Consider the following 23,670-nt stretch of genomic DNA (forward strand, 5'->3'; position numbering starts at 1 on the left):
TTTTATTGAATAAACGGAGTGAGTTGTGGATATAGAACTGAGCTACAAAGCCAAACAAGTGATGGCAGATTGCATCGCGATGGCAGAGCAAGCATTCAAACGTTCTTTTATCATCCCTTCTCTGGCTTTCAATGTTCGTGGTAAAGCAGCCGGCAAAGCCTACTTGCAGTCGAATGAAGTTAGATTGAATCCGAAGCTCTTTAAAGAAAATCCTCAAGCTTTTCTTGAAGAAGTGATTCCACATGAAGTCGCGCATCTCATTACTTATCAAGTGTACGGTCGCGTTCGACCTCACGGAAAAGAGTGGCAAGGCGTGATGGAAGCGGTATTTAAAGTTCCAGCTAAAACCACTCACAGCTTTGATGTGGCTTCTGTGCAAGGTAAAACTTTTGAATACTGCTGTGCTTGTATGACTTACCCACTTTCAATTCGTCGTCACAACAAAGTGCAGCGCAAAGAAGCGATGTATTCTTGCCAAAAATGTCGCCAACCGCTGAACTTTACTGGTATTCAGCTCTCGTAACGCCCATCCTTTTACTCCTTTAGCCTTCAAAAAATAGAGACATACGCACTCAAATTGCTGCTTTTTACTCACTATTGTCAGGTTACTCATCACTAAAGCTAATTTATGCGTGTTAGAATGAATAAAGTCATACTTTATAAAGACTTTAATCATGAAATACCTGTTCTCTCTATTCCTATTTGCGCTTTCTAGTACAGCGATTGCTGCGCCTCCAAGCTCTTTTTCCGCCGCTAAGCGTGAAGCGGTAAAAATCTACGCCGATCACCCAACCAGCTTCTACTGTGGTTGTGACATTAAATGGCAAGGCAAAAAGGGCGTGCCGGATCTCTCTTCTTGTGGCTATCAAGTTCGCAAGCAAGAAAAACGCGCATCTCGCATCGAGTGGGAGCACGTGGTTCCTGCATGGCAGTTCGGCCACCAGCGTCAATGTTGGCAAAATGGTGGACGCAAAAACTGCACAAGAAACGACAAAGTCTTCAAATCTATGGAAGCCGATCTCCACAACCTAACTCCGGCTATCGGAGAGGTAAACGGTGACCGCTCTAACTACAACTTCAGTCAGTGGAATGGCATGGATGGCGTCAGCTACGGTCGTTGTGAAATGCAAGTGAACTTTAAGCAGCGTAAAGTCATGCCACCCGATCGCGCACGCGGCTCAATTGCGCGTACTTACCTGTACATGAGCAAAGAATACGGTTTTAAACTTTCGAAGCAGCAGACTCAATTGATGAGTGCTTGGAACAAAACCTACCCTGTAGATAAGTGGGAATGTGAGCGTGATGAACGCATTGCTAAGATTCAAGGCAACCACAACCCATTCGTTCAAGAGGCTTGTCGCGCACTGTAATTCTTCCCGTAATTACCGCAGTACACCTCCACTATTCGAGGCGTTGTCATTTACTGGAATGGAAACGCCTCTTGCCCCTTGTTTTTTCGGTAGAAAGCATCCATGTTAGTGTCTAAACACTCGCGTATGCAGGAAATCGAAACACTATGCGTATCCCTCGAATTTATCATCCAGAAACCATTCAACAACTTGGCATCATTGCTCTAAGCGACGATGCAGCAGGTCACATTGGTCGTGTGCTTCGCATGAAAGAAGGTCAAGAAGTCCTATTATTTGACGGCAGCGGTGCTGAATTCCCAGCTGTCATCAGCGAAGTTAGCAAAAAGAATGTGATGGTTGAGATCTCTGAACGCGTAGAAAGCAGCATTGAGTCACCGCTTGATCTTCACCTTGGTCAGGTCATTTCGCGTGGCGATAAGATGGAGTTCACCATCCAAAAATCAGTAGAACTTGGCGTGAATACAATTACACCGCTGATCTCTGAGCGTTGTGGCGTGAAATTAGACCAAAAACGTTTCGAGAAGAAGCTAGCTCAGTGGCAGAAGATTGCGATCAGTGCGTGTGAACAGTGCGGTCGCAACGTAGTACCTGAAATTCGCCCTATCATGAGCTTAGAAGAGTGGTGCCAAGAAGAGTACGACGGCTTGAAGCTTAACCTGCATCCACGTGCGAAGTACTCAATCAACACCTTGCCAACACCTGTTGAAAAAGTTCGCCTATTAATTGGTCCTGAAGGCGGTCTATCTTCTGACGAGATCGGCATGACTCGCGAATATCAATTTGAAGAGACGCTACTCGGCCCTCGTGTTCTGCGTACCGAAACAGCGGCTCTGACAGCAATTACAGCCTTACAAGTTCGTTTCGGCGATCTTGGTTAAAACGGAGAAAAATAATGATCAAACTCGGTATCGTAATGGACCCAATCTCGTCCATTAACATCAAGAAAGACTCTAGCTTTGCCATGATGCTTGAAGCGCAACGCCGCGGCTACGAAATCCACTACATGGAAATGAATGATCTGCACCTAGACCAAGGTAAAGCAATCGCAGACACCAAAGTGGTTGAGTTAAAAGAAGATCCAACGGGTTGGTACGAATTCAAATCAGAGCAGACCATTGAACTGTCTGAACTTGATGCTGTGCTAATGCGTAAGGATCCTCCGTTCGACACAGAGTACATCTACGCAACTTACATCCTTGAGCGCGCTGAAGAGCAAGGCGCACTGATCGTTAACAAGCCACAAAGCCTACGTGACTGTAACGAGAAACTGTTCACAGCTTGGTTCCCAGAGCTAACACCAACCACTATTGTGACGCGTAAAGCTGAGAAGATTAAAGCCTTCCGTGAAGAACACGGTGATGTGATCCTAAAACCACTTGATGGCATGGGCGGCGCATCTATCTTCCGCGTGAAAGAGAACGATCCAAACGTATCAGTTATCATCGAGACACTAACAAACCATGGTCAAAACTACGCGATGGCGCAAACCTTCGTGCCAGATATCAGCAATGGTGACAAGCGCATCCTAGTGGTTGATGGTGAGCCAATGCCTTACTGCCTTGCTCGTATCCCTGCAAAAGGTGAAACACGTGGTAACCTAGCGGCAGGCGGCACAGGTGAAGCTCGCCCACTTAGCGAAACTGATATGAAGATCGCTCAAGCGGTTGCACCGACCCTAAAAGAAAAAGGTCTTATCTTTGTGGGTCTTGATGTGATTGGCGACAAGCTAACGGAAATCAACGTAACGAGCCCAACCTGTATTCGTGAAATTGAAGCGGCTTTTGATATTTCAATCACAGGCAAGCTAATGGACGCGATTGAGCGCCGAGTGAAAGGCGAATAACTCAAACTGTATTACAGTTAAATAAGAGCGTTGTGGATTAACTTAAGCAAACTCATGCACATACCCGTACAGGTGAAAACATGGGGTTTGCTTAAGTATTTTTAATAGCCTTATAAGGTCGAGATGAGAATGAACCTCACAAACCATTTCTTAGTTGCCATGCCGGGAATGAAAGATCCCTACTTCCAGAATAGCGTTATCTACGTCTGTGAACACAACGAAGAAGGCGCTATGGGGTTGATGATCAACGCACCTGTCGATATCACGGTTGGTAGTATGCTCAATCAAGTCGAAGTGCAACCTGTGCACCCTCGCCTGTTTGAAGCAAGCTTAGATAGACCAGTGTACAACGGCGGCCCTGTTTCTGAAGATCGTGGTTTTATCCTGCACAAACCAAAAGACTACTACGAATCAAGCATTCAAATGACTGACGAACTGGCAGTTACCACGTCTAAAGACATCTTGTCAGTACTTGGTACAGAAGCGGAACCAAGCGACTATTTAGTGGCACTTGGATATTCCGGCTGGAGTGCAGGTCAATTAGAAACTGAGTTGGCAGAGAACTCTTGGCTGACCATCGAAGCGACGCCAGAGATCATTTTCGATACTCCAATTATCGATCGTTGGAAAAAAGCAGTCGAGAAATTAGGCATCGATCCAAGCCAGTTATCTTCGGATGCAGGGCACGCTTAACGCGCTTCCACACTCAACCTATTTTATTTAGTTAGATTCGAGACACATTATGTCACGCACAATCATGGCCTTCGATTTCGGTACCAAGAGCATTGGTAGTGCTATCGGGCAAGAAATCACCGGCACGGCTTCCCCACTTAAAGCATTCAAAGCGAATGACGGCATTCCAAACTGGGACGACATCGAGAAACAAATTAAAGAGTGGCAACCAGACCTATTGGTGGTGGGTTTGCCAACAGACTTGCACGGTAAAGACTTAGAAACCATCACGCCACGAGCGAAGAAGTTCGCCAATCGCCTGCACGGTCGTTACGGCTTACCCGTTGAATTGCATGATGAACGCCTATCAACAGCAGAAGCACGCGCAGAGTTGTTCAGTATGGGTGGCTACAAAGCGCTATCGAAAGGCAATATCGACTGCCAATCAGCGGTCGTGATTCTTGAGAGTTGGTTTGAAAACCTTTGGGGTGAGTAAACACTTCAAGCACAATGAAAAAGGTTGGTTTCGCCAACCTTTTTCGTTTCTGAATTGGATTAATCCATATCGATCTTAACGTTCGCCAAACTGCCCGTAGAGAATGCTTCACCACGTTGCGTCTTCAACATCAAACGCAGATCGTTGGCAGAGTCCGCACTGTGCAATGCATCTTCTTCACTGATCTTACCTTGCATCACTAACTTGTAGAGCGATTGGTCGAAGGTCAACATCCCAAATTCATTGGATCGAGCCATGGTTGCTTTCAACTCATGAAGATCGCCTCGACGGATCAGATCGGATACACGCGGGCTATTTAATAAGATCTCAAACACGCCATGACGCCCCTGACCGTTCTTATCACGGATCAACTGCTGACCTACTACGCCTTTTAAGTTCATCGACAGATCAAACAAGAACTGATCTTTCTGGTCTTTCGGCACCAAGTGCAAAATACGTTCAAGCGCTTGGTTTGCGTTGTTGGCGTGCAATGTAGCCATGCACAAGTGACCAGTTTCAGCAAAGGTCATTGCGTATTCCATCGTTTCTCGGCTTCGGATCTCACCAATCAAAATCATGTCTGGTGCCTGACGCAACGAGTTCTTCAACGCCACTTCATAGCTGTCAGTATCCAAGCCCACTTCACGCTGAGTCACAATACAACGTTTATGCTCATGCACAAATTCAATTGGGTCTTCTACCGTAAGAATATGACCAGTCTTGTTGTTGTTGCGATAACCCGTCATCGCAGCCATGGTGGTCGACTTACCAGAGCCTGTCGCACCAACCACCAGCACCAAACCACGCTTGGCAATTGCAAGATCTTGCAGCACCAAAGGCAACTTAAGCTGCTCAAACGTTGGAATATTGGTTTCAATACGACGAATGACGGCTCCCGGTAATTCACGTTGGAAGAAGGCACTGACACGGAAGCGACCGCAATCACGGACAATGGCAAAGTTCGACTCACGGCTTTTGCGAAACTCCTGTCGTCGATCCGGGTCCATCGCACTATCAAGCAACAAGGCTACGTCATTTTCGCTCAGCTTATCGCCTTGCGGACGCAATTCGCCATCCACACGAAACAAGATCGGGGCACCGACAGTGATGTATAGATCCGACGCTTTTAACGCCAGCATGCCTTCGAGAAATTTATTCAGATCCATCGTCCGTATTCGCTATTTCCTAAGTAATTCGTTACGAGAATTGCTGCGCTTCAATTTCAACTTTCTTATCCACTTCTTCACGCGATACCATGCCTTGCGCCATCAATTGACGAGCATTCTGCTCCATGGTCTGCATGCCATGCGCCGCACCGGTCTGAATGATCGAATACATCTGCGCGACTTTGTCTTCACGAATAAGGTTACGGATCGCAGGTGTCGCCATCATGATTTCATGACAAGCAATACGACCACCACCATTACGTTTTAACAGTTTTTGTGCAATAACCGAACGCAGCGACTCCGACAGCATCGAACGCACCATGTCTTTGTCACTACCTGGGAATACGTCGATAATACGGTCGATGGTTTTCGCTGCTGAGCTAGTGTGCAGCGTACCAAAAACAAGGTGACCCGTTTCAGCAGCCGTCAGCGCCAAACTGATGGTTTCTTTATCACGCATCTCACCAACTAGAATCACATCCGGGTCTTCACGTAATGCGCTGCGCAGTGCGTTTTGGAAGCTGTGTGTATCACGGTGTACTTCACGTTGGTTGATCAGACACTTATTGTTGGTGTGAACAAATTCAATCGGATCTTCAATTGTTAGGACGTGCTTATTGTGATTACGGTTAATGTAGTCAACAATGGCTGCCAAGGTAGTCGATTTACCAGAACCCGTTGGACCGGTAACCAATACCAGGCCTTTTTCAGCATTGGCAATCTTTCTGAAGATCTCTGGGGCTTCTAGCTCTTCCAGTGTTGGAATGCTACTTGGGATGGTACGGAACACAGCCGCACAACCGCGAGATTGGTTGAAAGCGTTGACACGAAAACGGCCAACGTTATGCAATTCAAATGAAAAATCGACTTCGAGTTTTTCTTCGAACTCACTGCGCTGCGCATCGTTCATGATTTCAAAAACCAAACGATGCACTTCTTGGTGTGTAAACGCTGGAATGCCCAGCTTTCTTACATCACCATCAATACGAACCATTGGTGGTACACCTGCAGAAAGATGTAGATCCGAAGCATTATGTTTTACACTAAAATCCAGTAACTCAGTGATATCCATTTAAAATCCTTAAGTCTAAAGTACAGCTATGAGTAGTATTCAACAAAACATTGAACATATCACCTCTCAAATTCGACACGACGAACAAAAATGCGGTCGTGCTCCAGAGTCAGTGCAACTTCTAGCAGTAAGCAAAACTAAACCTGTCGAGGCAATTCTCGAAGCTTACCAAGCTGGCCAAGAGGCGTTTGGTGAAAACTACGTCCAAGAGGGCGTCAGTAAAGTTCAGCACTTTGCCGAGCATTATCCAGATAATCGAATCGAATGGCACTTCATTGGTCCAATTCAATCCAATAAATCACGCCCTGTTGCTGAACATTTCGATTGGGTTCACACCATTGATCGCGCTAAGATCGCTCAACGCCTCAATGACCAGCGTCCAAGCGAGCTAAAACCACTGCAAGTTCTGATTCAAGTTAACACCAGTGGTGAAGAGTCAAAATCTGGCGTTGCTGATGCAGAAATATTCGAACTGGCTGAGTTGATTTCTCGCCTTCCAAACCTCACGTTAAGAGGGTTGATGTCGATTCCTGCCAACGTGCCAGATTACGAATCGCAACTTCGCGCATTTAAGCAACTTGAAGAGCTAAAGCAAAAGCTAGCCCAGCAGTACCCGGATGTCGACACGCTATCCATGGGTATGAGCGGAGACATGGATGCGGCAATCGAAGCAGGTAGCACTATGGTGCGAATTGGCACAGCGATTTTTGGCGCGCGCGACTACAGCAAACAGCAATAAAAGCGACTCGTTGTTAGACACTGCGAATTTGAGTCTGAGTGCCTTCTATTTCGGCACTCAGAGCAAAGTGGTGCAATTATACACCTGAGCGCACAACAAATTGTAAGAATTTATATTTGGAAATCAGACATATGGAACATAAAAAGATTGCCTTTATCGGCGCGGGAAACATGGTGCGTGCGATTGTTTCTGGTCTCGTAGCAAATGGCTACCCAGCACAGAACATCATTGCGACCGCCCCATCGGAGACACGTCGCCAACCTCTTGAGCAAAACTTTGGTATCCGTACCACCAGCGATAACATCGCAGCCGCGACAGAAGCGGATGTTGTGGTATTGTCTGTGAAGCCACAAATGATGGAAGAAGTGTGTAAACCACTGCAATCTATCGACTTCAGCAATAAACTGGTTATCTCTATTGCGGCTGGCATCAACTGTTCACACTTGGATGACATGCTAGCGACTAAGCTCAACTTGGTTCGCGTGATGCCAAATACACCATCGCAACTTGGTATGGGCATGAGTGGTCTTTACGCGCCTGAACATGTGCAAGAACAAGATAAAGCCTTCGCGGCAGAGCTAATGCAAGCCTGCGGTAAGGTATGCTGGGTCGAACAAGAATCTGGCATCAACAATGTGATTGCCGCGGCAGGTAGCGCACCAGCTTACTTCTTCCTGTTTATGGAAGCGATGCAAGCAGAAGCAATTGCTCAAGGTTTCGATAAAGACACGGCTCGCACGTTGGTTCAGCAAGCAGCACTTGGCGCAGCAAGCATGGTAGTGGAAAATCCAGAAACTGAGCTTTCAACGCTACGCGAGAACGTGACATCAAAAGGTGGCACAACGGCAGAAGCGCTACGTACGTTCAACGAGCACCAACTGTCTGATATTGTGGCGAAAGCAATGCAAGCTGCGGTTGCTCGCGCTGAAGAAATGGAAAAACTGTTTTAATGACTTGAGTGATACCCACTCTGTGTCACTCACTTACTTGTTAAGGGTACCTTATGAATTCAATGAGTTTTCTCATCTCAACCCTATTTGACCTGTACATCATGGTCGTCATTTTGCGTATATGGTTGCAAGCTGCTCGTGCAGATTTCTACAACCCATTCTCGCAGTTCATCGTCAAAGCAACCCAACCGGTTGTGGGACCGCTGCGCCGTTTGATCCCATCCATCGGCAGCATCGACCTAGCGACAGTACTGTTCGCTTACGTACTGTGTGTGCTTAAGTTTGTTGCGCTGATCCTGATCGCTTCTAGCGGTTCGGTTTCATTCAGCATGGATTTCCTATTCCTAGGCTTATTGTCTCTGATTAAAGCCGCTGGCGGCTTGTTGTTCTGGGTACTATTGATCCGTGCAATCCTGAGCTGGGTTAGCCAAGGTCGCAGCCCTATCGAGTACGTATTCCACCAGCTAACTGAGCCAATGCTAGCGCCAATCCGTCGCATCATCCCAGCAATGGGTGGCTTCGACTTGAGCGTGCTTGTGCTGTTCATTGGTCTACAATTTGCCAACTTCCTGATGGGCGACATGATTGGTCCTATCTGGTACCAACTATAATGTCAGAAGCAGTTTGGCATGACGGCGAGGATGTGGTGCTTCGGCTCTACATCCAACCAAAAGCAAGCCGCGATAAGATCGTCGGCTTGCATGGTGAAGAGCTCAAAATTGCCATCACCGCACCGCCTGTCGATGGTAAAGCGAATGCACACCTAACCAAGTTTTTAGCCAAACAATTTAAAGTTGCTAAAGGTTTGGTTCACATAGAAAAAGGTGAACTGGGACGTCATAAACAAATTCGGATAGAATCCCCAGTACAAATACCTACAGAAATTAAAGCCATCATTTGATGGCTTTTTATTTACGAAATTCGTACCAATAATAAAACGCCCGATTCCGAGGAAGTGATAATGAGCAAATGGATTACCGCCCTACTGATCAGCCTGTTGTCTTTACCAAGCATGGCAGGTCAGTTCAAAACCATGAAAGACATCGAGGTCCACTACATCGCGTTTAACTCGACCTTTTTAACCCCAAAGATCGCCCGTAGCTACGACATCAAGCGCAACGGCTACAATGCAGTACTGAACATCAGTGTGCTAGACAGTGCCTCTCTGGGTAAGCCAGCCGTTGAAGCTAAAATCAGTGGTCAGGCGAAGAACCTTATCGGTCAAACGCAAAAGCTCACCTTCCGTGAAGTGAAAGAAGGCGATGCGATTTACTACCTAGCAGAGCTCGGTATTACTAACGAAGAAACTTTTACCTTCGATATTGACGTTAAAGCTGGAAACAAAGGCTCAGGTAAGCTTAAATTCACCCAGAAATTTTATGTCGAAGAGTAATTGGGTTGTGATGATCTAAAAGCTTTTAGAACATCATAACTCTAGAACCAATTTAATCAGGGAGAACACTGCGTTCTCCCTTTATCGCTACAGAAAGAGACGACCATGAAAAAGATAGTGCTAGCAACAGGCAACCAAGGCAAAGTTCGTGAGATGGCAGATCTGCTGTCTGACTTCGGTTTTGAAGTATTGGCGCAAAGTGAATTCAACGTATCTGAAGTAGCAGAAACTGGCACGACTTTCATCGAAAACGCGATCATCAAAGCTCGCCATGCAGCACAAGAAACGGGTCTTCCTGCGATTGCGGACGACTCTGGCTTAGAAGTCGATTTCTTGAAAGGCGCTCCGGGCATTTACTCTGCGCGTTATGCAGGTGAAAAAGCCTCTGACCAAGAGAACCTAGAGAAGCTGCTTAAAGCAATGGAAGGCGTACCAGAAGCAGAGCGCACCGCTCGTTTCCACTGCGTATTGGTTTTGATGCGTCACGAGAACGATCCAACCCCTATCGTTTGTCACGGTAAATGGGAAGGTCGCATTCTAACTGAAGCACACGGTGAAAATGGCTTTGGCTACGACCCAATCTTCTTCGTACCTGAAGACAACTGCGCGTCAGCCGAACTTGAGCCAGCACGTAAGAAGCAACTGTCTCACCGTGGTAAAGCGCTCAAGTCGTTGTTTGCTCAACTTTCTGAGCAAGTGTCTCAGTAATCACGAGCGAATTAGACCATGTTAACGCCCCCAGCACTGAGCTTGTATGTACACATCCCGTGGTGTGTACAAAAGTGCCCATATTGCGACTTTAACTCTCACGCTCTCAAAGCCGAGATCCCAGAAGAAGAGTACATCAATGCCCTTCTTGAAGACTTGGATACCGACATTGAGAAATACCACCTCAACGAAGCGCCACGTCCACTGCATTCAATCTTCATTGGTGGTGGTACGCCGAGTTTGATTTCGGCAGAAGGCATCGAGCGTCTGCTTAAGGGCATTGAAGCGCGTATTCCGTTCAAGCCTGAAATCGAAATCACCATGGAAGCTAACCCAGGCACCATTGAAGCTGAGCGTTTTGTTGGCTACCGCAAGGCTGGTGTAACGCGCATCTCTATCGGTGTGCAAAGCTTTGAGCAACAGAAGCTTGAGCGTTTGGGGCGCATTCACGGTCAAGACGAAGCCGTCAATGCCGCTAAGCTGGCGCACCAAATCGGCTTGAATAGCTTTAACCTCGATCTCATGCACGGCTTACCAGATCAAAGCATCGAACAAGCCTTGGCTGATTTGGACAAGGCGATTGAGTTGGCGCCACCGCACCTGTCTTGGTATCAGCTGACCATCGAACCAAATACCATGTTCTACTACAAGCCACCGACTCTGCCAGATGACGATGACTTGTGGGATATCTTCGAACAAGGACATGAGAAACTCGCAGCGGCGGATTATGTTCAATACGAGATTTCTGGTTACAGCAAGCCGGGCTATCAGTGTCAGCATAACCTGAACTACTGGCGCTTTGGTGACTACCTTGGCATTGGCTGCGGCTCACACGGCAAGCTGAGCTTTGCTGATGGTCGCATTGTTCGTACCACTAAGGTCAAGCACCCACGTGGCTACCTGATGGCATATCAAAACATGGTGAAGCCATATCTGGATAGTGAACAGCTTGTGGCTGATGAAGATCGCCCGTTTGAGTTCTTTATGAACCGTTTCCGCTTAATGGAAGCGTGCCCGAAACAAGACTACATCGATACAACAGGTCTGCCGTTGAGCTCAATTCAAGAGACTATCGATTGGGCACTTGAGATGGGTTATCTGAGTGAAACAGAGACTCACTGGCAAATTACCGAGAAAGGTAAGCTGTTCCTCAATGATTTGCTTGAAGCCTTTATGGTGGAAGAGGAATAAGAAAGGGAATCGAGATTCGGGAACGGGCTGGGTCCTTCGAGAAACGAAATGTATGACTACATTTACCTAGACAGAAACAAAAAGGGTTGGCGCTCAAACGCCAACCTTTTCTTTTATTCGTAACAACACTTATCTAAAGCGAAGCGTTCCTAAGTCCCTAATCCACAAGGACGAAGTCCGATCTCGCTTCTCGTCTCTTTTCCTTAGAAAATCGAACGACCAATGCGCTCGGCAAGTAGTTCAAGTGCTTTAGTGCCAGCGAGTGAGTTACCAGATGCATCAAGCTCTGGAGACCAAACAGCAATCGTCATTTCACCCGGTACGACAGCGATGATGCCACCACCAACACCTGACTTACCCGGCATACCAACGCGGTAAGCAAATTCTCCAGCACCATCGTACAAACCACATGTTGCTAGTAGTGCATTCAACTGCTTGGTTTGCGTTGGTGATACCACAGGCTTACCCGTTTGCACCGACGTACCTTTATTGGCTAAGTAGCTAAAGGTCTTTGCGAGATCGACACAGCTCATCTTCAATGCACACGCATGGAAGTAGTTTTGCAGAACAGGGATAACCTCGTTCTCGAAGTTACCAAATGAACGCATCAAGTACGCAATCGCAGCGTTACGGTCACCATGCATCATTTCAGACGCTGCAACCACTTTGTCGTATACGATATGAGTATCACCAGATAGCTGACGAGCAAATTCCAATAAACGCTGACGAGGCGCAGAGAGACGGCTTTGCAGCAAATCAGCAACCACAATAGCACCAGCGTTAATGAACGGGTTACGTGGAATGCCCTGCTCCATCTCTAACTGGATCATCGAGTTAAACGCTTGACCAGAAGGCTCTTTACCTACACGACACCAGATCTCTTCTTGCTTGTACAAGCACATTGCCAGAGTCAGGCTCAACGCTTTTGAGATCGACTGAATCGAAAATGACTCTTCTGCATCGCCCGCTTTAATCACTTCACCCTCATTGGTGTATACCGCAATACCCAGTTTGGTATTAGGTACTTTTGCCAATGCGGGAATGTAGTCGGCGACTTTGCCTTGACCAATTAGAGGGCGAACTTCCGCTAGAATGTCTGTCAAAATTTGCGCTGTAGGTTTCATCTTCTACCTTCTTGTCACAAGAACCCAAATGGCTGAGTTCAGAGGTAAAAAAAGCCAACGCGGACGTTGGCTTTTCCATGGAATTGATTCGACTCAAGTCGATTATGGTTTTATTGCCACAATGATGTTGCGGTTGATGGATTGATCAACACGGTGAAGATAACCGATGTAAGGCTCTTCTGAAAGTACCTTCCACCCTTGCTCTTCAAATAATGCCGCCACGTCTTTCCACTTCAAGGTAAATTCGTTGAAAGACAGCACTACAGAACCTTGCTTCTTCAGAACCACTTTCCATGCAGGCAGAGCCTCTTTTAGAAGCTCCAGTGGGCTGCGGTTCAGTTTGCTGTCTTTGGCATTTTTGCTGCCGTGCTGCACGCCGTAAGGCAAGTCAGACACCATCACATCTACCGAGTTTTTCTTCACAACTTGGTCTGCAATACGCGTATCTGCTGAGTACAGCTTCATCGTTTGAAGATTACCTTTGTTGTAATCGTCTTTGTCTGCTGCAGCCTCAACCACGAAGCCATCTGCCACTTTTTTACCACCAGAAGTGCGCTTTTCTTTGCTCACTTTGTGCTTAAAGCGACCGTTCTTCATGAACTTAACGATGAAGGTTTGGATCTCTTGAACCCATTTCTGGTTGATCTCAACACCCACAACATTCAAGCCGTGGATCAAACCTTCAAACAGTGTTGTACCTTTACCACACATAGGATCCATCAGCGTCAATTGCGCACTGCCCGTGTTGGCAGCACTGACGCCTAGGTTCACCATCAAACGCGTAAACTGCTCGTTTGTTTTACCTGTGTAGCGCAGGATCTGACTCATGCTCTCAGGGAAAGTATTGAATGCAGGCGCCTGAATTGGACGTAATAAGCCATCTTCACGCACTTCAAATAGCGCGTAGTAGATAGATGACGCAGCAATCTTGCCTGCCTGTGCTTCACTTAGTTCCGTTTCGCAAGAGAACACAAGTGCTGCAGGCAGACCTACGTCTTTGTTGCCAATTTCAGTTACTTCAACACCTTCCGACGCCAAAATTGCTTTCAGCTCAGAACATGCAATCGTCATTGCGCTATCAAAGTAAATACGGTTATGACCCGGATTCGCTAATATCGCGTAGTGGTACATCTACTGGCTCCTTAAGCAGTACGCTTGAATTTGATATCCCACACACCGTGACCTAGACGGTGACCGCGAGCTTCAAACTTAGTCAGTGGACGTTCTTCTGGGCGAGGAATGAAGTCGCCTTCTTCAGCGATGTTTTCGAAACCAGGTGCTTGGTTCATGATTTCAATCATGTGCTCAGCGTAGTTTTCCCAGTCTGTCGCCATGTGGAAGATACCTTCATTAAGAATAAGCTTCTGACGAACCATTTCAGCGAACTCAAGCTGTACGATACGGCGCTTGTGGTGACGCTTTTTGTGCCATGGGTCTGGGAAGAACAGTTGTAGCGTTGCTAGGCTGCCATTTGGGATCATGTGTTCGAATACTTCTACCGCATCGTGACACATTACACGTAGGTTCGTGATACCGGCTTCGCGAGCATCTGCAAGACAAGCACCAACGCCTGGACTATGAACTTCGATACCGATGAAGTTTTTCTCTGGCGCGTTCTTTGCCATTTCAACCAATGAAGCACCCATACCAAAACCGATTTCAAGCACTACTGGGTTATCGTTGCCAAACACTTCTTTCCAATCAAGAAGTTCTGCTTTGTAGTCGATACCCATTGTTGGCCAGCACTCGTTCATCGCATTTTCTTGGCCCTTAGTTAGACGACCTTCGCGACGCACGAAACTGCGGATTTTACGGATCATTTTACCGTCTTCGTTGTATTCGTTAGTGGTTACTTCACTCATTGATTTTGCCTGCACATTGATTAATCAAAGCGGGGATTATCCAAAGAATTCACTTAGGTGCAAGTATTTGTTGAGCTATCGGACTATGGCAGCCCAAAAGCATACAAACCAAACACAATATCCCCACAGTTTATCTGTTGTACTTACACCACAATCTGTGGTGCAATTTTGCTCTTAACCAATAATAGAATACAGAGCAAGTCGTGACACCTTTCGCCAGTGCCATCTTAGAATGGTATGACGCATATGGAAGAAAAGATCTTCCGTGGCAACAAAACAAGACCGCTTATAGTGTCTGGTTGTCTGAAATCATGCTTCAGCAAACCCAGGTCACTACGGTTATTCCTTATTACCAACGCTTTTTGGAGCGCTTCCCGACCGTGGTCGATCTTGCTAATGCCGAGCAAGATGAAGTGCTGCATCTTTGGACCGGCTTAGGCTATTACGCGCGAGCTCGTAACCTTCATAAAGCTGCGAAAGAGGTCGCCCATAAATACAATGGTGAGTTCCCTCTAGACCTAGAGCAAATGAATGCCCTACCGGGGATTGGTCGCTCCACCGCAGCTGCGGTACTGTCGTCTGTCTATAAACAGCCGCATGCAATATTGGACGGCAACGTAAAACGCACACTTTCACGCTGCTTTGCTGTTGATGGATGGCCAGGACAAAAGAAAGTCGAGAATCAATTATGGGAAATCGCAGAAACGCACACACCACAAACGGATGTCGACAAATATAACCAAGCCATGATGGATATGGGTGCCATGATGTGTACCCGCAGTAAGCCTAAGTGCACCTTGTGTCCGGTCAACGAACTTTGTATAGCAAAAAAACAAGGTAATGTGCTTGATTACCCTGGTAAGAAGCCGAAGAAAGACAAGCCGGTTAAGCAGACACGTTTCGTCATGCTGCACCACAAAAATGGTGATAGTCACGAAGTGTGGCTAGAACAAAGACCGCAGACAGGTATTTGGGGTGGGCTCTTTTGTTTCCCACAAACCGAACATATTGATGTAGAGATCGATATTGAATTACTACTGGAACAACGTGGTATTCAAGCCAACGATATTAAACATCAAGAGACTCTAATTACATTCCGCCACACATTCAGTCATTACCACCTTGATATCACGCCGATTTTGATTGACCTGTCAAAGCAACCTAATGTGGTGATGGAAGGTAACAAAGGTCTTTGGTATAACTTATCTAAACCTGAAGAAGTCGGTTTGGCAGCCCCAGTAAAACTCTTACTGGAAGCTCTGCCCCACGAGCTTCGTTAATTAATTGCAAGGAGTCATTATGAGCCGCACTGTTTTTTGTGCTCGACTAAAGAAAGAAGGCGAAGGTCTAGACTTTCAACTTTACCCAGGTGAACTAGGTAAACGTATTTTCGATAATATCTCGAAAGAAGCTTGGGCTCAGTGGCAACACAAACAAACGATGTTGATCAATGAGAAGAAGCTTAACATGATGGATCCTGAGCATCGTAAACAACTTGAAACAGAGATGGTGAATTTCCTGTTTGAAGGTAAAGATGTACACATCGAAGGCTACACGCCACCAAGCGAATAAAGCAAACTTGTTTTAAAACAATGACATCACAACCAACCTTGTGGTGTCATTTTTGTATTAACGTCTAACAACCCTAATAACTATGAAAAAGATTGCCTTTATCGCTACTGCACTTTTAATGGCTGGTTGTAGCCGTGAATTCGTCGAAAAAATTTACGACGTCGATTACGAGCCAACCAACCGTTTTGCTAACAACCTTGCAGAATTGCCGGGACAGTTTGAAAAAGATACCGATGCACTCGACGTACTGATCAACAGCTTCTCAGGCAACATTAAGAAACGTTGGGGGCAACGTGAAGTGAAGTTTGCCGGTAAAAGCAATTACGTAAAATACATCGATAATTATTTGAGTCGTGCTGAAGTCGACTTCCAAAAAGGTGTTATTACCATCGAAACGGTTTCTCCCACCGAACCGCAAAAACACCTAAAGAACGCCATTATCACCACGTTGTTAACGCCAGATGACCCGGCTAATGTCGACTTATTCTCTTCTAAAGAGATCAAACTTGAGGGGCAACCTTTCCTGTATAAGCAGGTTGTCGACCAAGACAAAAAGCCGATTCAGTGGTCATGGCGAGCAAATCGCTTTGCCGATTACTTGATCGCCAACCAAGTCAAAACTAAAGATGTCGACTTTAAGAAAGCGTATTACGTTGAAATTCCGATGGTAGAAGATCACTTCTCGCAGCGCAGTTACCAATATGCGGACATCGTACGTCGTGCATCAAAGAGATACGATATTCCTGAAGATTTGATTTACGCCATCATCAAAACCGAAAGTAGCTTTAACCCATACGCAGTAAGTTGGGCAAATGCATATGGCTTGATGCAAGTCGTACCTAAAACAGCAGGTCGAGACGTATTTAAGCTAGTGAAGAATCGTTCTGGGCAGCCAAGTCCTGAATACTTATTTAACCCAGAAAACAATATTGATACTGGAACGGCTTACTTTTACATCCTTAAGAACCGTTATTTAAAAGACGTACAGCATCCAACTTCATTAGAATACAGCATGATTTCTGCCTATAATGGCGGAACTGGTGGTGTTTTGAACACTTTCCATCGCACTGATCGCAAACGCGCGATGAGAGATTTAAATTCTTTGCAACCAAACCAAGTTTATTGGGCACTTACCAAGAAACACCCGAACGCAGAAGCGCGTCGTTACCTAGAAAAAGTTACAAATTTCAAAAAGGAATTTAACTCCGGACACACTTTGTAGTGACAGTTGAATAAAAAGCGTTCGAACAACCACTTTTTTGAAATTATTTAAAAAAAGTGGTTGACGCAAAGCGGGAAAATCCGTTTAATAGCGCTCCGTCGCCCGGATAGCTCAGTCGGTAGAGCAGAGGATTGAAAATCCTCGTGTCGGTGGTTCGATTCCGCCTCCGGGCACCACAATTTAAAATTGTTGGTGCTTAGCACGAACAGTTAAAAAAGAAAACGGTACGCCGACTTAGCTCAGTAGGTAGAGCAACTGACTTGTAATCAGTAGGTCACCAGTTCGATTCCGGTAGTCGGCACCATTCTTTTGCCTCGATAGCTCAGTCGGTAGAGCAGAGGATTGAAAATCCTCGTGTCGGTGGTTCGATTCCGCCTCGAGGCACCATATTTGGTGCGCTTGCTTAAAGTAAGACACAAAACAGAATAGTTCCTCCTTAGCTCAGTTGGTAGAGCGACGGACTGTTAATCCGCAGGTCACTGGTTCAAGTCCAGTAGGAGGAGCCAACTTCTAGAGTTTCATGTAAATGAGATTCTAAAAAATGGAGAGTTTACTCTTCAAAAAAGAAAACGGTACGCCGACTTAGCTCAGTAGGTAGAGCAACTGACTTGTAATCAGTAGGTCACCAGTTCGATTCCGGTAGTCGGCACCATTCTTTTGCCTCGATAGCTCAGTCGGTAGAGCAGAGGATTGAAAATCCTCGTGTCGGTGGTTCGATTCCGCCTCGAGGCACCATATTTGGTGCACTTGCTTAAAGCAAGACACAAAACAGAATAGTTCCTCCTTAGCTCAGTTGGTAGAGCGACGGACTGTTAATCCGCAGGTCACTGGTTCAAGTCCAGTAGGAGGAGCCAACTTTGAAAGCCAAGTCTTCGGACTTGGCTTTTTTCTTATCTGCATTATAAAAATACTTATCTACTTTCAGTATCTCCATTTAACTTTAAGACTCCTCCCCTTCAAAAACCCTTATAAACTCAAGATTCATTTGATAAAACACACTTATTTCACGCTAAAAATTTAATCCAAATCATAGTTTCAACATTGATGCATAGGCGCGTGTATACATCTTCAATATGATGAATTTATTATTACGCCCCCTAATAAGCTATGCATTGCATAGTATTAAATACGTCTCGTGAGCTAACTATGAAATTAAAAACTCAAGCCTATTTATTATCTGCAATCATCTTGATTGCGTTACTTGCTCTTACTGCAACAGGTCTTTGGACACTACGCGTCGCAAGTAACCTTGATAACAAAGCTCGAGTGACTGAGCTATTTAAGAGTGCATACAGCATTCTAACTGAAGTTGAGAAAATGGCAGTGGAAGGCAAGATGCCTGAAGATGAAGCCAAAGCATTGGCTACTCGCCTACTTCGCAACAATATCTACAAAGACAACGAATACGTTTATGTTGCCGACGAAAACATGATTTTTGTGGCAGCACCGCTCGACCCTCAATTGCATGGCACCAGTTTCCATGATTTCCGCGATGGCGACGGCAACAGTGTTGGTCAATTAATCTTAGATGTCCTAGGTCGTAAAACAGGTCAAATCGTTGAATACACTTGGACACAAAAACTCCCTGACGGCACGATCGAAGAAAAACACTCCATTGCAGAGAAAACGCCCCATTGGAACTGGGTGGTAGGCACTGGCATCGGGTTTAATGAGGTCAATGCTCGCTTCTGGTCAACAGCTCAATGGCAACTAGCACTGTGTCTAGCAATTGCGGGGGCGATACTAGGTGGGTTGATTATCTCCATCCGTAAGATGCTTAATCTACTCGGCGGTGAGCCAAATGACGTACGTGAAGCGGTTCAAGCCGTTGCTCAAGGAGATATCCAAACCAGCTTTGAATATACCGCACCAAAAGACAGCATCTATGGTGCTGTACAAGAAATGAGTCAATCTCTGGCTAAGATGGTAACTAACCTGGACGAATCAATGCACGCCTTGCGTTCAGAGCTATCAGCGGTAGAGTCTCGCTCTAATTCGATCGCTGATCTAACCATGTCTCAGCAACAATCGACGGCAATGATCGCAACAGCAATGACAGAAATGGCTTCTTCGGCTAACCATGTAGCAAGTTCGGCAAGCGATACAGCACAAAACACCGATGAAGCAGATAAACAGAGTCAGCACACGCAATCATTAATCCATAGCACTGTAGACAACATCCAAGGGTTGGCGACTCAGTTGAATACGGCAAGTAAAGCGGTTGCGGACCTTGATCAAGATGTAAACAGTATCGTGAAAGTTCTCGACGTGATCGGCGATATTGCAGAGCAAACTAACCTACTGGCGCTAAATGCCGCGATTGAAGCAGCCCGTGCAGGAGAACAAGGTCGAGGCTTTGCAGTTGTTGCCGATGAGGTACGCAACCTAGCAGGTCGCACGCAAGACAGTACAAAAGAGATTCAACAGATGATCTCTAACCTTCAAGAGGGTTCGCGCAATGCTATCCATACAATGGAGATCTGTGCCGAGACCAGCGAAAGCACAGTAACTGAATCAATGAACGCCTCAGAGGCACTTCAACAGATAGTAACCGCATTAGAGTCTATTACTGCGATGAGCCAACAAATTGCAACAGCAGCGGCTGAACAAACGCAAGTGAGTGATGACATTGCACACCGCATCAACCTAATTGAAGAAAGCGGCAGCCAGCTAAATACGGTGGTAACAGAAAGCCAATCAAGCACCCAAACATTGGCATCTTTAGCTGATGAACTTGAAGGTTGGGTGAACAAGTTCTCAGTAAAGCACTAGTTTAAAGTCAATTGTTCAATAAAAAGCACGTTTTCAGACGTGCTTTTTTGTTTTTATCGCCTTTATTTTGCGACAGAACGCCCTACTTTTCTTAAAACAGCGCTTAAAGCATGGTGCATTGCTGCTCAAAATGCATAAAAACAGCCCACTCCGAGCACAAATCCATCAAACGATAATTTATTTTAATTTTATTGTTGACCTGAAAGCCGAAAAGCCTTTTAATACACCTCGTCGCCCGGATAGCTCAGTCGGTAGAGCAGAGGATTGAAAATCCTCGTGTCGGTGGTTCGATTCCGCCTCCGGGCACCACAATTTAAAATTGTTGGTGTCTAACACGAACAATAGAAAGAATAACGGTACGCCGACTTAGCTCAGTAGGTAGAGCAACTGACTTGTAATCAGTAGGTCACCAGTTCGATTCCGGTAGTCGGCACCATTTATTCTTAAACAAGATAATTCCTCCTTAGCTCAGTTGGTAGAGCGACGGACTGTTAATCCGCAGGTCACTGGTTCAAGTCCAGTAGGAGGAGCCATCTTTCGGTTAGTAAGTCGATTACTTATTAACGAAAATGTGCCGACTTAGCTCAGTAGGTAGAGCAACTGACTTGTAATCAGTAGGTCACCAGTTCGATTCCGGTAGTCGGCACCACTTATTAAAATTTGTTCCTCCTTAGCTCAGTTGGTAGAGCGACGGACTGTTAATCCGCAGGTCACTGGTTCAAGTCCAGTAGGAGGAGCCATATTAAAAGAAGCCGCATCACTTGATGCGGCTTTTTTGCGTCTGAAGAAAACTCACAACGTCCGCCCTCTTCATCCAACTTTATCTCAACAAACAAAAAGCCAGGTAATATACCCAGCTTTCTCTTGTTGTATCGTATCAGTGAACAACTAGGCAGAAGGCTAGCTCAAACCGCCAAGGCAGATGTACTTCGTCTCTAGATACTCATCCATGCCTTGCTTCGCACCTTCACGACCAATGCCAGATTCTTTGATCCCACCAAACGGCGCAACTTCCGTAGAGATAATTCCTTCATTTACCCCCACCATGCCATATTCCAAACCTTCACTAAATTTGATGATACGCTTCAAGCTATCGGTGTAGAAGTAACAAGCTAAACCATATTCAGTGTCATTCGCCATCGAGAGCACTTGCTCATCATCATCAAAACTAATGACTGGCAGAACCGGGCCAAACAGCTCTTGTTGCACTATCGCCATACCTTGTTCCACATTATCTAAGATAACAGGCTCCATAAAGCGCCCAGAGCGTTTTTGAGGCAGATTAAGCATCGTTGCCCCTTCTTGTACTGCCTGATCGATCACTGCTTCTAGACGATGCTTAGAAGCCATTGTAATCACAGGACCAAGAGTTGTATTTTTCTCAAGACCATTACCGACCGTCAGGCTTGTTACCTTATCTAGAAGCTTAGTTAAGAACGCCTCTTTTACGTTCTGATGCACATACAAGCGGTTGGTACACACACAGGTTTGTCCGGCATTACGAAACTTAGAGGCAATCAAGCCATTCGCCGCAGCTTCTAAATCTGCATCGTCAAAAACAATAAAAGGCGCATTGCCACCTAATTCCATAGAAGCGGCTTTAACCGTATCACTTGCCTGCTTCATCAAGATCTTGCCGACACGTGTCGAACCCGTGAAAGAGATCTTCTTAATTCGCGGATCGGTACTTAATACCAAACCAAACTCTGCCGCTTGCTCAGAAACAACGGTAGACAATAGAGCTTTAGGGATGCCAGCCTGGTGAGCAAGCTCAACCACAGCCAGAGCAGTCAAAGGCGTTAATTCAGAAGGTTTAATGATCATCCCACATCCCGCAGCCAAAGCAGGAGCCGCTTTTCGAGTGATCATTGCAATAGGGAAATTCCATGGTGTAATCGCAGCACACACGCCGACAGGCTGTTTAATGGTAGAGAGTCGTCTATCTACCGCTGGTGCAGGTATAACCTCACCATAGGCGCGCTTAGCCTCTTCTGCGAACCATTCAACAAAAGATGCTCCATATGCGACTTCTCCACGACTTTCAGAAAGCGGTTTGCCTTGTTCTAAGGTAATGATGTTAGCAATATCTTCCGTGTGCTCTACAAGTAATTGAAACCACTTTTTCAGCGAAGCGGAACGTACTTTAGCACTGAGTTTTTCCCACTCAACTTGAGCCGCTTTACACGTTTCTATTTGCACATCTAGCTCGTCCAAAGAGCTAGGTTTTAAGCGAATCAGTTCTTGCTCAGTCGCAGGGTTAATAACTGCAATCCCATCTTGAGAAGACAGGCTTTCGAATAAGACTCTTAGTGTTTCACTTTGTATCTGCTGCATCATTAGGTTGTACTCCCAAAAGAACCTTTACTAGGTTAATCCTTCTGACAAATAAGAGTAAAGCAAACAAAGTTTTCTTCAGCGTAAATATGAGAAGTGATGACCAAGTACAGTTAACCAGTGATACAGAGAAGGGAACACAAACAGAGATTGCTATGATTGAAGAAGATAAGTATTTGGTGGGTCATAAACTTGGTTTTATTAGATAAACCCTGTCTTTGATGTAAGAGAGCAAATAGAGGGTATCTCAGACGTAACCAAATGATAGGTTAGATTTATCAATACTCGTGGAAAGACTGGGGTGCGAATGTAGAGCTTTATCTGAATAAGTGGTTGAGCTTGTAGGCTACAGATAAAACCTTGCGAGACTTATTTTCCCATAAGAGAAAATCATGTTTCCTAAAACGACAAAACCCACTCCGGAGACTGGACTTCTAAATAAATGGCGGACGGCCGGGGTTGCGGGCAACCGGGACTCATTCCCTGAAAGGGAAATTATTATGCTCAAAAACGACAAAACCCACTCCGGAGACTGGGTTTCTAAATAAGTGGCGGACGGCCGGGGTTGCGGGCAACCGGGACTCATTCCCTGAAAAGGAAATTATTATGCTCAAAAACGACAAAACCCAGTCCGGAGACTGGGTTTCTAAATAAGTGGCGGAGCGGACGGGACTCGAACCCGCGACCCCCGGCGTGACAGGCCGGTATTCTAACCAACTGAACTACCGCTCCGCACTGGTTAGACTCTGGAGTCTAAATAAGAACCTGGCGATGTTCTACTCTCACATGGGGAAGCCCCACACTACCATCGACGCTACTTCGTTTCACTTCTGAGTTCGGAATGGAAGTCAGGTGGGTCCAAAGCGCTATGGTCGCCAAGTAAAATTCTGATTGTAATGGTGCTGATACCCAGACTCGAACTGGGGACCTCATCCTTACCAAGGATGCGCTCTACCACCTGAGCTATATCAGCATCAAGATGTCCCTTTAGGACTAAAAAAGCCCGCTTTTTCAAACGGGCTCTCTTAACTTTTGTCTTCACCTTTTTTAAAAAGGCAAAACTAAATTTAAAGCCTGGCGATGTCCTACTCTCACATGGGGAAGCCCCACACTACCATCGGCGCTAATTCGTTTCACTTCTGAGTTCGGAATGGAAATCAGGTGGGTCCAAATCGCTATGGTCG

Annotated in this window: 23 protein-coding genes, 14 tRNA genes and 2 rRNA genes; 29 read left to right on the forward strand and 10 right to left on the reverse strand. The window is 45.9% G+C overall.

All coding sequences use genetic code 11. The features are described from left to right. Window positions 1-25 precede the first annotated feature (25 nt). The 6 genes from NL647_RS22300 to ruvX all read left to right on the forward strand — a co-directional run bounded on the left by NL647_RS22300 (window position 26) and on the right by ruvX (window position 4,381). Window positions 26-523 carry a SprT family zinc-dependent metalloprotease gene (locus NL647_RS22300; RefSeq protein ID WP_253650685.1) on the forward strand — a complete coding sequence of 166 codons (498 nt, stop codon included), beginning with the start codon at window positions 26-28 and terminating at the stop codon, window positions 521-523. Between the two features lie 151 nt (window positions 524-674). Beyond that, window positions 675-1,370, forward strand: a complete 696-nt coding sequence (gene endA, locus NL647_RS22305) for a deoxyribonuclease I (protein ID WP_005449743.1) — start codon at window positions 675-677, stop codon at window positions 1,368-1,370. Between the two features lie 146 nt (window positions 1,371-1,516). Then, on the forward strand, window positions 1,517-2,248 hold the full coding sequence (rsmE, locus tag NL647_RS22310) for a 16S rRNA (uracil(1498)-N(3))-methyltransferase (protein ID WP_101904469.1): 732 nt from the start codon (window positions 1,517-1,519) through the stop codon (window positions 2,246-2,248). A gap of 14 nt (window positions 2,249-2,262) precedes the next feature. Next, complete coding sequence (gshB, locus tag NL647_RS22315; protein WP_005449741.1) at window positions 2,263-3,213, forward strand: glutathione synthase; 951 nt, start codon at window positions 2,263-2,265, stop codon at window positions 3,211-3,213. Window positions 3,214-3,342: 129 nt separating this feature from the next. Next, complete coding sequence (locus NL647_RS22320) at window positions 3,343-3,906, forward strand: YqgE/AlgH family protein (protein WP_005449740.1); 564 nt, start codon at window positions 3,343-3,345, stop codon at window positions 3,904-3,906. Between the two features lie 49 nt (window positions 3,907-3,955). Continuing rightward, on the forward strand, window positions 3,956-4,381 hold the full coding sequence (gene ruvX / locus NL647_RS22325; RefSeq protein WP_005449738.1) for a Holliday junction resolvase RuvX: 426 nt from the start codon (window positions 3,956-3,958) through the stop codon (window positions 4,379-4,381). 59 nt (window positions 4,382-4,440) lie between these two features. Here the strand turns inward: ruvX and NL647_RS22330 are convergent, their stop codons facing one another. Both NL647_RS22330 and NL647_RS22335 read right to left on the reverse strand, forming a co-directional pair. Continuing rightward, a complete protein-coding gene (locus tag NL647_RS22330) occupies window positions 4,441-5,547 on the reverse strand; it encodes a PilT/PilU family type 4a pilus ATPase (protein WP_005449736.1) in 1,107 nt (368 codons plus the stop codon). A 31-nt stretch (window positions 5,548-5,578) separates the two neighbouring features. Beyond that, entirely contained in the window at window positions 5,579-6,619 is a 1,041-nt protein-coding gene (locus NL647_RS22335) for a type IV pilus twitching motility protein PilT (RefSeq protein ID WP_005425810.1), read from the reverse strand. Window positions 6,620-6,647: 28 nt separating this feature from the next. On the opposite strand from NL647_RS22335, the gene NL647_RS22340 reads away from it, so the two are divergent. From NL647_RS22340 to hemW, 7 genes are all read left to right on the forward strand, one after another. After that, complete coding sequence (locus NL647_RS22340; protein ID WP_009697582.1) at window positions 6,648-7,358, forward strand: YggS family pyridoxal phosphate-dependent enzyme; 711 nt, start codon at window positions 6,648-6,650, stop codon at window positions 7,356-7,358. Window positions 7,359-7,489: 131 nt separating this feature from the next. Beyond that, window positions 7,490-8,308: a pyrroline-5-carboxylate reductase gene (proC, locus tag NL647_RS22345; RefSeq protein ID WP_253650686.1), complete on the forward strand. Its 819-nt coding sequence runs from the start codon at window positions 7,490-7,492 to the stop codon at window positions 8,306-8,308. 53 nt (window positions 8,309-8,361) lie between these two features. After that, on the forward strand, window positions 8,362-8,919 hold the full coding sequence (locus NL647_RS22350) for a YggT family protein (RefSeq protein ID WP_050906812.1): 558 nt from the start codon (window positions 8,362-8,364) through the stop codon (window positions 8,917-8,919). Next, the gene (yggU, locus tag NL647_RS22355) at window positions 8,919-9,209 is read left to right on the forward strand and encodes a DUF167 family protein YggU (protein WP_005425805.1); all 291 of its coding nucleotides are present in this window, start codon (window positions 8,919-8,921) and stop codon (window positions 9,207-9,209) included. Before NL647_RS22350 ends, yggU begins: the two co-directional genes overlap by 1 nt. Window positions 9,210-9,269: 60 nt before the next feature. Beyond that, window positions 9,270-9,701, forward strand: a complete 432-nt coding sequence (locus NL647_RS22360) for a DUF4426 domain-containing protein (protein WP_005425804.1) — start codon at window positions 9,270-9,272, stop codon at window positions 9,699-9,701. Between the two features lie 105 nt (window positions 9,702-9,806). Then, window positions 9,807-10,409 (forward strand): XTP/dITP diphosphatase, encoded by a 603-nt coding sequence (locus tag NL647_RS22365; RefSeq protein WP_005436525.1) that lies wholly within the window; start codon window positions 9,807-9,809, stop codon window positions 10,407-10,409. A gap of 18 nt (window positions 10,410-10,427) precedes the next feature. Beyond that, window positions 10,428-11,600, forward strand: coding sequence for a radical SAM family heme chaperone HemW (gene hemW, locus NL647_RS22370; protein WP_253650687.1), 1,173 nt, complete (start codon window positions 10,428-10,430; stop codon window positions 11,598-11,600). Window positions 11,601-11,803: 203 nt separating this feature from the next. On the opposite strand, the gene glsB is transcribed toward hemW, so the two are convergent. The 3 genes from glsB to trmB all read right to left on the reverse strand — a co-directional run bounded on the left by glsB (window position 11,804) and on the right by trmB (window position 14,586). Then, window positions 11,804-12,724: a glutaminase B gene (glsB, locus tag NL647_RS22375; protein ID WP_005425799.1), complete on the reverse strand. Its 921-nt coding sequence runs from the start codon at window positions 12,722-12,724 to the stop codon at window positions 11,804-11,806. A 102-nt stretch (window positions 12,725-12,826) separates the two neighbouring features. Further along, window positions 12,827-13,855: a TRM11 family methyltransferase gene (locus NL647_RS22380; protein ID WP_005425798.1), complete on the reverse strand. Its 1,029-nt coding sequence runs from the start codon at window positions 13,853-13,855 to the stop codon at window positions 12,827-12,829. An 11-nt stretch (window positions 13,856-13,866) separates the two neighbouring features. Continuing rightward, complete coding sequence (gene trmB, locus NL647_RS22385) at window positions 13,867-14,586, reverse strand: tRNA (guanosine(46)-N7)-methyltransferase TrmB (protein ID WP_005449665.1); 720 nt, start codon at window positions 14,584-14,586, stop codon at window positions 13,867-13,869. Window positions 14,587-14,789: 203 nt separating this feature from the next. On the opposite strand from trmB, the gene mutY reads away from it, so the two are divergent. The 16 genes from mutY (at window position 14,790) to NL647_RS22465 (ending at window position 20,892) form a co-directional block, all read left to right on the forward strand. Next, a complete protein-coding gene (mutY, locus tag NL647_RS22390) occupies window positions 14,790-15,866 on the forward strand; it encodes an A/G-specific adenine glycosylase (protein ID WP_253650688.1) in 1,077 nt (358 codons plus the stop codon). Between the two features lie 19 nt (window positions 15,867-15,885). Next, window positions 15,886-16,158 (forward strand): oxidative damage protection protein, encoded by a 273-nt coding sequence (locus tag NL647_RS22395; protein ID WP_005425792.1) that lies wholly within the window; start codon window positions 15,886-15,888, stop codon window positions 16,156-16,158. Between the two features lie 82 nt (window positions 16,159-16,240). Beyond that, window positions 16,241-17,380, forward strand: a complete 1,140-nt coding sequence (gene mltC / locus NL647_RS22400; protein ID WP_253650689.1) for a membrane-bound lytic murein transglycosylase MltC — start codon at window positions 16,241-16,243, stop codon at window positions 17,378-17,380. Window positions 17,381-17,480: 100 nt separating this feature from the next. Beyond that, window positions 17,481-17,556 (forward strand) — tRNA-Phe (locus NL647_RS22405). A gap of 52 nt (window positions 17,557-17,608) precedes the next feature. Continuing rightward, window positions 17,609-17,684 (forward strand) — tRNA-Thr (locus NL647_RS22410). Window positions 17,685-17,691: 7 nt separating this feature from the next. After that, window positions 17,692-17,767 (forward strand) — tRNA-Phe (locus NL647_RS22415). A gap of 43 nt (window positions 17,768-17,810) precedes the next feature. Beyond that, window positions 17,811-17,886: transfer RNA gene (locus tag NL647_RS22420), tRNA-Asn, on the forward strand. 70 nt (window positions 17,887-17,956) lie between these two features. Beyond that, window positions 17,957-18,032: transfer RNA gene (locus NL647_RS22425), tRNA-Thr, on the forward strand. Window positions 18,033-18,039: 7 nt separating this feature from the next. Then, window positions 18,040-18,115: transfer RNA gene (locus NL647_RS22430), tRNA-Phe, on the forward strand. A gap of 43 nt (window positions 18,116-18,158) precedes the next feature. Beyond that, window positions 18,159-18,234 (forward strand) — tRNA-Asn (locus tag NL647_RS22435). A 292-nt stretch (window positions 18,235-18,526) separates the two neighbouring features. Then, entirely contained in the window at window positions 18,527-20,152 is a 1,626-nt protein-coding gene (locus NL647_RS22440; protein ID WP_005449658.1) for a methyl-accepting chemotaxis protein, read from the forward strand. 233 nt (window positions 20,153-20,385) lie between these two features. Beyond that, window positions 20,386-20,461, forward strand: a tRNA-Phe gene (locus NL647_RS22445). Window positions 20,462-20,512: 51 nt separating this feature from the next. Then, a tRNA-Thr gene (locus NL647_RS22450) sits at window positions 20,513-20,588 on the forward strand. 21 nt (window positions 20,589-20,609) lie between these two features. Beyond that, window positions 20,610-20,685 (forward strand) — tRNA-Asn (locus tag NL647_RS22455). Window positions 20,686-20,725: 40 nt separating this feature from the next. Next, window positions 20,726-20,801: transfer RNA gene (locus tag NL647_RS22460), tRNA-Thr, on the forward strand. Between the two features lie 15 nt (window positions 20,802-20,816). Beyond that, window positions 20,817-20,892 (forward strand) — tRNA-Asn (locus tag NL647_RS22465). A gap of 160 nt (window positions 20,893-21,052) precedes the next feature. Here NL647_RS22465 and NL647_RS22470 read toward each other — a convergent pair. The 5 genes from NL647_RS22470 to rrf (NL647_RS22490) form a co-directional block, all read right to left on the reverse strand. Beyond that, entirely contained in the window at window positions 21,053-22,489 is a 1,437-nt protein-coding gene (locus NL647_RS22470) for an NAD-dependent succinate-semialdehyde dehydrogenase (RefSeq protein ID WP_017817589.1), read from the reverse strand. A gap of 652 nt (window positions 22,490-23,141) precedes the next feature. Continuing rightward, window positions 23,142-23,218: transfer RNA gene (locus NL647_RS22475), tRNA-Asp, on the reverse strand. Window positions 23,219-23,249: 31 nt separating this feature from the next. Continuing rightward, a 5S ribosomal RNA gene (rrf, locus tag NL647_RS22480) occupies window positions 23,250-23,366 on the reverse strand. A 17-nt stretch (window positions 23,367-23,383) separates the two neighbouring features. Continuing rightward, window positions 23,384-23,459: transfer RNA gene (locus NL647_RS22485), tRNA-Thr, on the reverse strand. A gap of 99 nt (window positions 23,460-23,558) precedes the next feature. After that, window positions 23,559-23,670 (reverse strand): 5S ribosomal RNA (rrf, locus tag NL647_RS22490); the annotation flags it as partial.

It is taken from the genome of Vibrio sp. Y29_XK_CS5 (assembly GCF_024181835.1).
Classification (GTDB): domain Bacteria; phylum Pseudomonadota; class Gammaproteobacteria; order Enterobacterales; family Vibrionaceae; genus Vibrio; species Vibrio harveyi.

Coding starts and splice junctions, on each gene's coding strand:
- endA (WP_005449743.1), top strand. CDS start 675: ATGAAATACCTGTTCTCTCTATTCCTATTTGCGCTTTCTAGTACAGCG.
- rsmE (WP_101904469.1), top strand. CDS start 1,517: ATGCGTATCCCTCGAATTTATCATCCAGAAACCATTCAACAACTTGGC.
- gshB (WP_005449741.1), top strand. CDS start 2,263: ATGATCAAACTCGGTATCGTAATGGACCCAATCTCGTCCATTAACATC.
- NL647_RS22320 (WP_005449740.1), top strand. CDS start 3,343: ATGAACCTCACAAACCATTTCTTAGTTGCCATGCCGGGAATGAAAGAT.
- ruvX (WP_005449738.1), top strand. CDS start 3,956: ATGTCACGCACAATCATGGCCTTCGATTTCGGTACCAAGAGCATTGGT.
- NL647_RS22330 (WP_005449736.1), bottom strand. CDS start 5,547: ATGGATCTGAATAAATTTCTCGAAGGCATGCTGGCGTTAAAAGCGTCG.
- NL647_RS22335 (WP_005425810.1), bottom strand. CDS start 6,619: ATGGATATCACTGAGTTACTGGATTTTAGTGTAAAACATAATGCTTCG.
- NL647_RS22340 (WP_009697582.1), top strand. CDS start 6,648: ATGAGTAGTATTCAACAAAACATTGAACATATCACCTCTCAAATTCGA.
- proC (WP_253650686.1), top strand. CDS start 7,490: ATGGAACATAAAAAGATTGCCTTTATCGGCGCGGGAAACATGGTGCGT.
- NL647_RS22350 (WP_050906812.1), top strand. CDS start 8,362: ATGAATTCAATGAGTTTTCTCATCTCAACCCTATTTGACCTGTACATC.
- yggU (WP_005425805.1), top strand. CDS start 8,919: ATGTCAGAAGCAGTTTGGCATGACGGCGAGGATGTGGTGCTTCGGCTC.
- NL647_RS22360 (WP_005425804.1), top strand. CDS start 9,270: ATGAGCAAATGGATTACCGCCCTACTGATCAGCCTGTTGTCTTTACCA.
- NL647_RS22365 (WP_005436525.1), top strand. CDS start 9,807: ATGAAAAAGATAGTGCTAGCAACAGGCAACCAAGGCAAAGTTCGTGAG.
- hemW (WP_253650687.1), top strand. CDS start 10,428: ATGTTAACGCCCCCAGCACTGAGCTTGTATGTACACATCCCGTGGTGT.
- glsB (WP_005425799.1), bottom strand. CDS start 12,724: ATGAAACCTACAGCGCAAATTTTGACAGACATTCTAGCGGAAGTTCGC.
- NL647_RS22380 (WP_005425798.1), bottom strand. CDS start 13,855: ATGTACCACTACGCGATATTAGCGAATCCGGGTCATAACCGTATTTAC.
- trmB (WP_005449665.1), bottom strand. CDS start 14,586: ATGAGTGAAGTAACCACTAACGAATACAACGAAGACGGTAAAATGATC.
- NL647_RS22395 (WP_005425792.1), top strand. CDS start 15,886: ATGAGCCGCACTGTTTTTTGTGCTCGACTAAAGAAAGAAGGCGAAGGT.
- mltC (WP_253650689.1), top strand. CDS start 16,241: ATGAAAAAGATTGCCTTTATCGCTACTGCACTTTTAATGGCTGGTTGT.
- NL647_RS22440 (WP_005449658.1), top strand. CDS start 18,527: ATGAAATTAAAAACTCAAGCCTATTTATTATCTGCAATCATCTTGATT.
- NL647_RS22470 (WP_017817589.1), bottom strand. CDS start 22,489: ATGATGCAGCAGATACAAAGTGAAACACTAAGAGTCTTATTCGAAAGC.